Consider the following 9,850-nt stretch of genomic DNA (forward strand, 5'->3'; position numbering starts at 1 on the left):
TACAGCGAGCCCACACTGAACGGTGACAGCGCCTTTTCTTTTGGCAGATGAGCGCTACCTGCGCTGCCAGGCCAGCCAGGCTTCCTTGCCCGCGAAGATGGGGATCGAATCCGCGACCATCTCCTCTTCGACGCAGTCGAAGTACGGGGCCATCAGGCCATCGAGTTCGGCACGCGCGATACCAAAAGGCGGCCCTTTGACGGTCTGGTCAAAGTAGAAGAATCCGGCCACCCGCCCACCTGGCGCCAGCAGCCCCGCCCAGCGCGCCACGATCCGCGGCCGCATCGCCGGCGGCAAGGCGCACAGGAAAGCACACTCGTAGACGAGATCCAGCGGGCGCGCCGGCTCCCACACAAAAAAATCCGCCTCGACGACGCGCTCTCGCCACTGCCCCGCCCGCGCCCTGCCCTGCGCCACCGCCTCGGGCGCGAAGTCGATCGCCGTGGCGTCCCAGCCGGCCTCGCACAAATACACCAGCTCGTAGGCGCTGCCGCAGCCGGGAATCAGGGTCGTCAAGGGTGCCGCCTGGCGCCCCACGAAATCGCGCAGCGCCGACGGCACGCCGCCACGGTCCCATGGTGTGAACGATTTGGCGAAACGCTCGTCCCAGAACGCCGGGTCGAGCGGATCGCGATTGGCGAAATCAGCCAACGTAGAAATACCAGCCCACTACCGCCATGCCCAGCGCACCCGTGGTCAGGCCGAGGAAGGTCATCAGGCCCAGCAGGCGGTTGGTGCGGCGCTGTTCGACCAGCACCATGGCGAGCAGCTCGGCCTGGGCCAGAGGGTGGCCGTTGTGCGTCGCCATGCCGGAATGCGCGTGGCGCTCGAGGGTCTGGTGCAGCAGGCGCGGCAGTTGCGGGAAGATGTGGGCATAGCGCGGCGCTTCCGCGCGCAGGCGCTCGACCATGCCGCGCCAGCCGACCTGCTCGCCCATCCAGCGCTCCAGATAGGGTTTGGCGGTCTTCCACAGGTCGAGGTCGGGGTCGAGCTGGCGGCCCAGGCCTTCGATATTGAGCAGGGTCTTTTGCAGCAGCACCAGTTGCGGCTGGACCTCGACATTGAAGCGGCGCGAGGTCTGGAACAGGCGCAGCAGGATCTGGCCGAAGGAAATGTCTTTGAGCGGACGGTCGAAGATCGGCTCGCAGCAGGCGCGCACCGCGGATTCGAGCTCGTCGACGCGGGTGTCGCGCGGCGCCCAGCCCGATTCGATGTGGGCCTCGGCCACGCGCTTGTAGTCGCGGCGGAAGAAGGCCAGGAAGTTCTGCGACAGGTAGTCCTTGTCGAAATCGTTGAGGGTGCCGACGATGCCGAAGTCGAGCGCGATGTAGCGCCCGAAGGTTTCCTTCTCCACCGAGACCAGGATGTTCCCCGGGTGCATGTCGGCGTGGAAGAAGCCATCGCGGAAGACCTGCGTGAAGAAGATCTCCACGCCATCGCTGGACAGTTTCTTGAGGTCCACGCCCTCGGCCGCCAGGCGGTCGATCTGCGAAACCGGGATGCCGCGCATGCGCTCCATGACGATCACGCTGCTCGAGCAATAGTCCCAGTACATCTCCGGCACCATCAGCAAGGTCGAATTCGCGAAGTTGCGGCGCAGCTGGCTGGCGTTGGCCGCCTCGCGCATCAGGTCGAGCTCGTCGTGCAGGTATTTGTCGAACTCGGCGACCACTTCGCGCGGCTTCAGGCGCCGGCTTTCGGCCCAGACCTTCTCGATCAGGGCGGCCGCCATGTCCATCAGCGCCAGGTCTTCGTCGATGGTTTTCTTCATGCCCGGACGCAGCACCTTGACGGCGACTTCCTTGCCGTTCTTCAGGGTGGCAAAGTGCACCTGGGCGATCGAGGCCGAGGCCACCGGCACCCGGTCGAAGCTGGCGAACAATTGATCAGGGTGGGCGCCGAGCGCCTCGGTGATCTGGGCAATGGCGAGATCCGAATCGAAAGGCGGCACGCGGTCCTGCAGCAGGGACAGCTCGTCGGCGATATCCTGCGGCATCAGGTCGCGCCGGGTCGACAGCACCTGGCCGAACTTGATGAAGATCGGACCCAGCTCTTCCAGGGCCTGGCGCAGGCGGATGGCGCGCGGCGAGGTGATGCGGCGCCAGAAGAACAGGGTACTCATGACGCGCGCGGTGCGCGGCGCGTGCAGGCTGGTAACGGCGATTTCGTCGAGGCCGTACTTGGTCGCGACAGTCAGGATCTTCAGCAGGCGCAGGAATTTCAGGATCATCAGTTATCCGGGGTCAGGATCACGGTGGTAGCAGCGGCGCTCTGCGCGAGGCGCTGCTCCAGCTTGGCGATGCGCTTCGAGGCGCGTTCGACGTCGTCGCGCAGGCGCACCACGTCGGCGGCGAAGCCTTGTACTTGTGCCGGGCGCACCAGCACCGGCTGCTCCTCGAGCAGGAACTCGGCGACGTTTTCAAGCAGGCGGCGCCCGCCATTGACCACGCCGCCGGCCAGCGAGCGGCCGCCTTCGGCGATGCGGCGCGCGCCGAGCGGTCCGACCACGCGCTCCAGGTCGTTTTCGGCATCCCAGCGCAAGTCCTTCGACAGGGTCGAGATGGCGTTGGCGAACTCGGCGTCGCCTTCGATTTTCACATAGGAAAAGGCGCGGTCGCGGTTGGCGGCGATCAGCGGCAGGTCCGTCAGTTTCATGCGGATGGTCACGTTGGCCGGGCCTTCGCCGCTGCCGCTCTCCACCATGCCATCGCTTGCCACGCGCAGGCGCAGCTGCAAGTGACCGGTGTCGATGCAGGCTTCCTTGCCGGCATGGCGCCGCAAGGCGTCGCGCGCCCAGGCTTCCTGGGCCAGCAGGTGGTTGATGGTGGCAACGGCGGGCGTGGCCAATAGGGCCTTACTTGGGAACATAAATCGCACGTAAGTGAAAAACCGAAAAAAAACCGCCCGGGGGTGAGTCGGGCGGTTCGATCTTACCAGTTTGCCGGGCACAAGCCCGGCAGCACGGGACATTATCAGAAAATAATGTCTGGATCAGCTGAGCTGCTGGATGCCGGCCAGGACCCAGCCGCCCTGCCCCGACAGCGGCTTGGACATGTTCCAGACCTCGACGAAGGGCTCGGCCGGTGCGTTCGGGGCGCTGCGGATCATGCCGTTGAACTGCACGCTGGCCAGGTAGTCGGTGGCGGTGGTTTCGATGCCCAGCAGCTGGCCATCGATGGTGACCACGTCGGTGAAGTCGGTGGCGCCGCCGCGTTCCTGGATCTGCATCTTGAGCTCGGCGAAGACCTCCGGCGAGGTGAACTCGCGCAGGTCATTGGTGTCGCCGCGGTCCCAGGCCGCCTGCATGCGGATGAAGGAGGCCTTCGCGTGGCGGAGAAACGCTTCCTGGTCGAAGTCGCCCGGCACGCCCCACTGGTTGTGCGCAGGCGCACTGCCCGGCTTGCCCAGCGACACGCCACCTTGCGGGCCTTGGTAAGCGGCCGGCTGGCGCAGGCTTGATCCGATCTCCGGCGTCGCGACGCCGCTGGCGGAAGCGCCTGCCGGCACCGGATTGGCGTAGTTGTTGCCGAAGGCCGGATTGGCCGGCGTGTCCTTGCGGCGGAACATGCGCACCACGAAGAGCACGGCCAGCACCAGGAGGCCGATCATCAGGATGGCCGAGATCGCGCTTGCCAGCGCGCCGCCGATGCCGAAGTGCGAGAGCAGCGCACCGAGGCCGAGGCCTAGCAGGGCGCCGCCGAGGATGCCCTTCCACATGCCGGAGCGCTGGGTGTTGCGCGCGGCCGCGGCGGCGCCTGCCGCGCCGGCAGCCGGCACCGCCGCGGGGGCGGGTGCGCGCTGCTGCTGGAGTCCCTGGCCAAAGGCCGGGGACGGTTGGGGCGCGGGCGCCGGGGCCGGCATCTGGCGTACGGCCTGCGACTGGCGGCCAATCGAGCGCTTGCCGCCCATCGGCTTTGCCGTCGCTTCCGCGATCATCGATACGGCGGTGACCGCCAGTACCAGGGTTGCCACGAATTTTTTCATCACACTTCCTCTTGCCGATTACATCTTGATGCCGGTATGCAGGGCCGCCACGCCGCCCGTCAGGTTGTAGTACTGGACCCGCTCCAGCCCGGCATCGAGCATCATGTTCTTCAACGTTTCCTGGTCCGGGTGCATGCGGATCGATTCGGCCAGGTAGCGGTAGCTTTCCGCATCGCCCGCGATCTTCTGTCCCAGCCACGGCAGCACCGAGAACGAGTACAGGTCGTAGGGCTTCTGCAGCGGGGCGATCACCTTCGAGAATTCCAGCACCAGCAGCTTGCCGCCGGGTTTGAGCACGCGACGCATTTCCGCCAGCGCCTGGTCCTTGTGCGTCATGTTGCGCAGGCCGAAGGCCACGCTGACCCGGTCGAAATAATTGTCCGGGAACGGCAGCTTCTCGGCGTCGCACAGCATAGTTGGGGTCACGAGGCCCTTGTTCAAGAGTCTATCCCGGCCCACGCGCAGCATCGATTCGTTGATGTCGGTGAGCCAGACCTCGCCGGTGCGGCCGGCCTGCTTCGCGAAGGCCTTGGCCAGGTCGCCGGTGCCGCCGGCGATGTCGAGCACCTTGAAGCCGGGGCGCACGCCGGCCTGGGCGATGGTGAACATCTTCCAGGCGCGGTGCAGGCCGGCCGACATCAGGTCGTTCATGACGTCGTACTTGGAGGCGACCGAATGGAAGACCTTGGCGACTTCCTGGACCTTCTGGTCCTCGGCGACGGTCTTGTAGCCGAAGTGGGTGGTATTGGTCATATCTGCGAACGGTTGAGGGTTGCCACATTATACAGGCGGGCGCAGCGCCGCCCTGCCCCGCTGCCGCCCCGCGCACGGTTGGCGCGGGCGCCGCAATAAAAGTTGCCTCTTGTATAATCACCGGCCGACCGGGCTCCGCCCTTGCAAACCATGCGCATCCGCAACCGCCTCCTGATCCTCGTGCTCGCCATCCTGGTGCCGTCCTTCCTTGCGGCTGCGCTGGCGATCAGCTACGTCTATCGCGAGGAGCAGAAGTCGCAGACCCAGAGCGTGAGCGAATCCGCGCGCGCCTTCGCGCTCATGGTCGACAACGAGCTGCAGGCGCGCACCGCGGTCCTGCGCACCCTCGCCACCTCCCCGGCCCTGCAACAGCACGAACTGCGCGCCTTCTACGACCACGCACGCCGCATGGCGCCCGGCTGGGACACCGTCATCGTGCTGGCCGACCTGGAAGGACGCCAGCTGCTCAATACCCGCAAGCCCTTCGGCGCGGCGCTGCCGCAGCGGCGCTCCTCGAATGTCGGCGAACTGATGCGCACCGGCGGCCCGGCCGGCATCTATGTGTCCGACCTCTTCATGGCGCCGATCGGCAAGGCGCCCGACTATACGGTGCAGGTGCCGGTCGTCATCGGCGGCGCGGTGCGCTACCACCTGCTGCTGGGCGTGCACGTGGCCACCCTGCAGAAGCTGGTCGAACGCCAGCAGTTCCGCGGCAACTGGACCGCCACCATCCTCGACCGCCGGGGCGTGGTGCTGGCCAGGTCGCGCCATCCCGAACGCTTCGTCGGCAAGCCGGTGCGCGCCTACAGCCGCAATCTGCTGGCCGCCGCGCGCGAAGGCGTCTACGACAGCCGCACGCTCGAAGGCACCGACGTGCGCGCCTTCTACAGCACGGTCCCGATGTCGGACTGGAAGGTGCTCATCAGCATTCCGGTGAGCGAGATCCGGCGCGTTCCGCTGGAAGCTGCGGCCATGCTGGCGCTCTTGATGGCCACCCTGCTGGCGGCCGGCGTGCTGGCCGCGCGCCGCCTGGCCGAACGCGCCATCGTCCCGATCGAATACCTGGGCCGCAGCGCCGACCTGCTGGGACAGGGCAAGGAAATGGATTACCAGCCCCAGGGCATCGTCGAGATCGACAGCGTGGCGCTGCGCATGATGGAGGCGGGCCGCCAGATCCGCCAGTCGCAGCAGGAGCTGCAGCAGCGCGTGGCCGAGGCCGTGGCGCAGGCCGAACGCGCGCAGGGCGCCCTGCTCAAGGCCCAGAAGCTGGAGTCGCTGGGACGCCTTACCGGCGGCATCGCCCACGAATTCAACAACCTGCTGCAGACCCTCAGCACGGCCCTGCAGCTGGCCGAGCTCACCACCACCCAGGAGAAGATCAAGGGCCTGGTACAGACCTGCCGGAAGACCGTGCAGCGCGCCACCACCCTCACCGGCCAGCTCGGCGCCTTCGGCCGCATCCAGGAGGCGCGCCAGGAAACCGTGGACGCGAAGGAGCAGCTGGCCAGCGCCCTGCAGCTGCTGCGCGGCGCGCTGCGCGAGGACATCCATCTCGAGGTCGATTGCGAAGAGGCGCTGTGGCCGGTGACGGTCGAGCCCCTGCAGTTCGACCTGGCCCTGCTCAATCTCGCGGTAAATGCGCGCGACGCCATGCCGCGCGGCGGCCTGCTGCGCATCGAGGCGCGCAATATGCACATACCACCGCAGCCGCTCCCTGCCGGCGACTGGGTGCGCCTGCGCGTCGCCGACGAGGGTTGCGGCATGGCGCCCGAGGTGCTCGCGCATGCCCTCGACCCCTTCTTCACGACCAAGGGCCAGGGACAAGGAAGCGGACTGGGCCTGGCGCAGGCCTATGCCTTCGCCACCCAGTCGCAGGGCCTGCTGGTGCTGGACAGCGCTCCAGGGGCGGGCACGCGGGTCGACATCTGGCTGCCGCGCGCCCGCCAGCCGGTGTCGGGCAGCGTTGCAGCTCCTACCGCACTACCGGCGCCAGGCACGCGCGGCGCCGTGCTGTTCGTGGAGGACGATCCTTTGGTGCGCGAGGCGGTCGGCCAGGCCCTGCGCGAATGCGGCTTCGCCGTGCTGGCGGCCGAGACCGGCGAACAGGCCCTTGCGATGCTCGACGATGGCGCCCGTCCCGCCGTGGTGTTCTCCGACATCGTCATGCCGGGCGCGGTGAGCGGCATCGACCTGGCCACCGTCGTGCGCCAGCGCTTCCCCCGCCTGCCGGTGGTGCTGGCCACCGGCTACACCGAGCGCCAGGTCGCCCTGCCCGGCGTGCAGGTGCTGGCCAAGCCCTATCCGATTGAAAAGCTGGTCACCCTGCTGGCCAGCGCGGTGGGCGGAACCAGGGAAGCACCATCCGACGCCAAGATGCGCTAAGGCATTGATTCCTGTAGGAATTTTATCGGTGCAGATTACCAACTCAGCAATATTCGTGCGCCTAAAACTCTCGGTTTCTGTTTAAATAACACCTATTCGTTGCCGGACAAATCCGGCATACGCTACCAGGTGTTTGCCTGACCTTCGTCCTGGTATCCCGGCCGACAGCGCCGTCCTGCATTACCGTAATAACAAAGAAAAACGAGGTTAATGGTGTCGGTCAAACGACTGTTATGCATTACGAATGAGGGGAACGCGGGCGTGCTTGCGGCCTGCGGGGAGCTGCGAGGCTGGGACGTCTGCACGGTCGACAGTATTCAAGCCGCACGCAAGGTGCTCGCGCAGCAGCATTATCCGGTCGGGCTGCTGCTCGACGGCGACGGCAGCCTCGAGCACGACGACACCGAACGTTTCCTGCAACAGCACCACCACATCCGCTGGATCGGCATTTTCAATTCCGACCTGCTGCACCGTCCCCAATTGCGCCACGCGATCGCCACGCACCTGTTCGACTTCCATACGCGGCCGGTGGACACCGTACGGCTGCACCATTCCCTCGGCCACGCCCACGGCATGGCGATGCTGGCCCGCTCGACGCCGCCACACCAGCGCAAGGCCGGCGCACGCCATATCGACGGCCAGTCGACGGCGATCCGGCGCCTGCGCGCCCACATCGACAAGATCGCCGCGGTCGACGCGCCGGTGCTGATCGGCGGTGAAAGCGGCAGCGGCAAGGAACTGGCGGCGCAAGAGATCCATGCGCAGTCGCCGCGCGCGAGCGGCCCCTTCATCGCGATCAATTGCGCGGCCATCCCGCCCGCATTGATCCACTCCGAGCTGTTCGGCTACGAGCGCGGCGCCTTTACCGGCGCGGCCAAGGACAAGCCGGGCCTGATCGAAGCGGCCTCGGGCGGCAGCATCTTCCTGGACGAAATCGGCGACCTGCCCCTCGACCTGCAGGCCAGCCTGCTGCGCTTCCTGCAGGAGCGCACCATCTACCGGGTCGGCGGCACCCGCACGGTGGCGGTGGATGCACGCGTGATCGCCGCCACCCACGTCGACTTGCCCAAGGCCGTCGCCGAAGGCCGCTTCCGCGAGGACCTGTATTACCGCCTCAGCGTGTTCCCGATCCGTGTGCCGCCGCTGCGCGAGCGCAAGGACGATTTGCCGATGCTCACCGAGATTATTTTCAACAAATATGCGGACGAAAAAAGCCCGCAACTGAAAGGTGTCAGCAAGCAGGCCCTGCGTGCGATGGCCCAGCACGACTGGCCGGGCAATATCCGCGAACTGATCAACCGCATGCGGCGCGCCATGGTGTTGGCAGAGAACCGCCTGATCATGCCGGAAGACCTGGAACTGGCGCCGCAGGACGACGCCATCATCCTGCGCGAGGGACTCGACAATTCGCGCGGAAGCGCCGAGCGAACTGCCATCTGGAACAGCCTGGCAAAGTGCGGCAACAACATCAGCCAGGCGGCGCGCGATCTCGGCGTCTCGCGCATGACCCTGTATCGCCTGATGGCGAAACACTCCATCGCGCCCTGAAGCGCGCCGCCTGCACCTTCCTCTTTTCCTACGTATTGTCGGTCTGGCGCATGGGCGTCGGACCGACCGTCCCCCTTCGTCGCTTACACCTTGATACAGTCTGGTGACATTTATCCCCGAACTGTCACAGCGATGCGACAGGACTTCGATCGGGTGTTGATTCACCCCATCAATTTAGTCCTACAAGTTTTCCCTGGATCAAAACTAGCAAGCGAATCAAGCACTTGCGCGGATTTCAGAAGCTGGCACGCAAACTGCTAATGATGAAATCGGACCGGTGGCAACGGACGCCGGGCATTTCAAATCACCGAACCACACACAGGGGAGTAACAGATGAAGCGCACTATTCTGGCGACCGCAATCGCACTGGCATTCGGCATGGCCCAGGCACAGGAAGGCAATGGCAATACCGCTGGCAACGTCACCGGCGACAACAACCAGACCCAGACCACCAACCAAAGCAATAATTCGGACAACCGCAATTCCTCGGGCCAGAACCGCAGCCGCGGTGACGCGTCGACCACGGCGGTCGGCGCCGCTTCGGCCAACAACAACGGCACCTCCTCTGCCACGACGACGGATTCCTTCAACACCTCGAGCTCGGCTTCGCTCAGCACCCTGGGCGGCTCGGCATCGAACGCCAACACGCAATATATCGGTAACAGCACCACCAGCACGGGCAACGCCAGCGGCGGCAACGGCATGGGGATGGCAGGCGGCACCGCGACCGGCGGCGAAGCACGCGGCGGCGCCGGCGGCATGAGTGGCAACGCCCGCGGCGCGAGCGGCGCACGCGGCGGTGATGCCGCAGCGGCAACCAGCGGCGCTGCCGACAGCGGCAACGCCTCGGTCGGCACGGCCACCGGCGGCAACGGCGGCAACGGCGGCAATACCGCCGACGCCAGCAGCGGCGCAGGCGGCAGCGGCGCCGCAGGCGGCGTGGGCGGCAACGGCGCCGGCGGCGGCACCGGCGGCAACGGCGCCGAGGGCGGCATCGGCGGCAACGGCGGCGGCGGCAACCTGGGCGGCAACGGCGCGGCAGGCGGCAATGGCGGCACCGGCGGTGATGCCGACGCGACCGGCGGCGCAGGCGGCGGCTCGGGCGCCACCGGCGGCGCAGGCGGCGGCTCGACCGGCACCGGCGGTGCAGGCGGCGCCCGGGGCGCCGGCGGGGGGGCCCACC

At 66.9% G+C, this 9,850-nt stretch carries 7 protein-coding genes and 1 pseudogene; 3 read left to right on the plus strand and 5 right to left on the minus strand.

The genetic code is table 11. The annotated features are described in order from the left end of the window. Positions 1-54: 54 nt before the first annotated feature. The 5 genes from NX780_RS24890 to ubiE form a co-directional block, all read right to left on the minus strand. Positions 55-651 (minus strand): methyltransferase, encoded by a 597-nt coding sequence (locus tag NX780_RS24890; RefSeq protein WP_258830579.1) that lies wholly within the window; start codon positions 649-651, stop codon positions 55-57. Beyond that, a complete protein-coding gene (ubiB, locus tag NX780_RS24895; RefSeq protein WP_258830580.1) occupies positions 644-2,230 on the minus strand; it encodes a ubiquinone biosynthesis regulatory protein kinase UbiB in 1,587 nt (528 codons plus the stop codon). The genes NX780_RS24890 and ubiB overlap by 8 nt, the downstream gene beginning before the upstream one ends. Continuing rightward, on the minus strand, positions 2,230-2,868 hold the full coding sequence (locus NX780_RS24900) for a ubiquinone biosynthesis accessory factor UbiJ (protein ID WP_258830581.1): 639 nt from the start codon (positions 2,866-2,868) through the stop codon (positions 2,230-2,232). Before NX780_RS24900 ends, ubiB begins: the two co-directional genes overlap by 1 nt. Before the next feature lie 123 nt (positions 2,869-2,991). Next, positions 2,992-3,984, minus strand: coding sequence for a Tim44 domain-containing protein (locus tag NX780_RS24905; RefSeq protein ID WP_258830582.1), 993 nt, complete (start codon positions 3,982-3,984; stop codon positions 2,992-2,994). Positions 3,985-4,002: 18 nt separating this feature from the next. Continuing rightward, positions 4,003-4,737: a bifunctional demethylmenaquinone methyltransferase/2-methoxy-6-polyprenyl-1,4-benzoquinol methylase UbiE gene (gene ubiE / locus NX780_RS24910; protein ID WP_258830583.1), complete on the minus strand. Its 735-nt coding sequence runs from the start codon at positions 4,735-4,737 to the stop codon at positions 4,003-4,005. Positions 4,738-4,887: 150 nt separating this feature from the next. Between ubiE and NX780_RS24915 the strand changes: the two genes are divergently transcribed. From NX780_RS24915 to NX780_RS24925, 3 genes and pseudogenes are all read left to right on the plus strand, one after another. Continuing rightward, positions 4,888-7,119, plus strand: coding sequence for a hybrid sensor histidine kinase/response regulator (locus NX780_RS24915; protein WP_258830584.1), 2,232 nt, complete (start codon positions 4,888-4,890; stop codon positions 7,117-7,119). A 210-nt stretch (positions 7,120-7,329) separates the two neighbouring features. Continuing rightward, positions 7,330-8,667, plus strand: coding sequence for a sigma-54 dependent transcriptional regulator (locus tag NX780_RS24920; RefSeq protein ID WP_258830585.1), 1,338 nt, complete (start codon positions 7,330-7,332; stop codon positions 8,665-8,667). A 333-nt stretch (positions 8,668-9,000) separates the two neighbouring features. Next, positions 9,001-9,850: pseudogene (locus tag NX780_RS24925) on the plus strand (hypothetical protein); the annotation flags it as partial.

The organism is Massilia agri (assembly GCF_024753255.1).
Classification (GTDB): Bacteria; Pseudomonadota; Gammaproteobacteria; order Burkholderiales; family Burkholderiaceae_D; genus Telluria; species Telluria agri.

What these genes read in the sequence shown, in the direction of transcription:
- ubiB (WP_258830580.1), bottom strand. Translation starts at nt 2,230, where the DNA reads ATGATCCTGAAATTCCTGCGCCTGCTGAAGATCCTGACTGTCGCGACC.
- NX780_RS24900 (WP_258830581.1), bottom strand. Translation starts at nt 2,868, where the DNA reads ATGTTCCCAAGTAAGGCCCTATTGGCCACGCCCGCCGTTGCCACCATC.
- NX780_RS24905 (WP_258830582.1), bottom strand. Translation starts at nt 3,984, where the DNA reads ATGAAAAAATTCGTGGCAACCCTGGTACTGGCGGTCACCGCCGTATCG.
- ubiE (WP_258830583.1), bottom strand. Translation starts at nt 4,737, where the DNA reads ATGACCAATACCACCCACTTCGGCTACAAGACCGTCGCCGAGGACCAG.
- NX780_RS24915 (WP_258830584.1), top strand. Translation starts at nt 4,888, where the DNA reads ATGCGCATCCGCAACCGCCTCCTGATCCTCGTGCTCGCCATCCTGGTG.
- NX780_RS24920 (WP_258830585.1), top strand. Translation starts at nt 7,330, where the DNA reads ATGGTGTCGGTCAAACGACTGTTATGCATTACGAATGAGGGGAACGCG.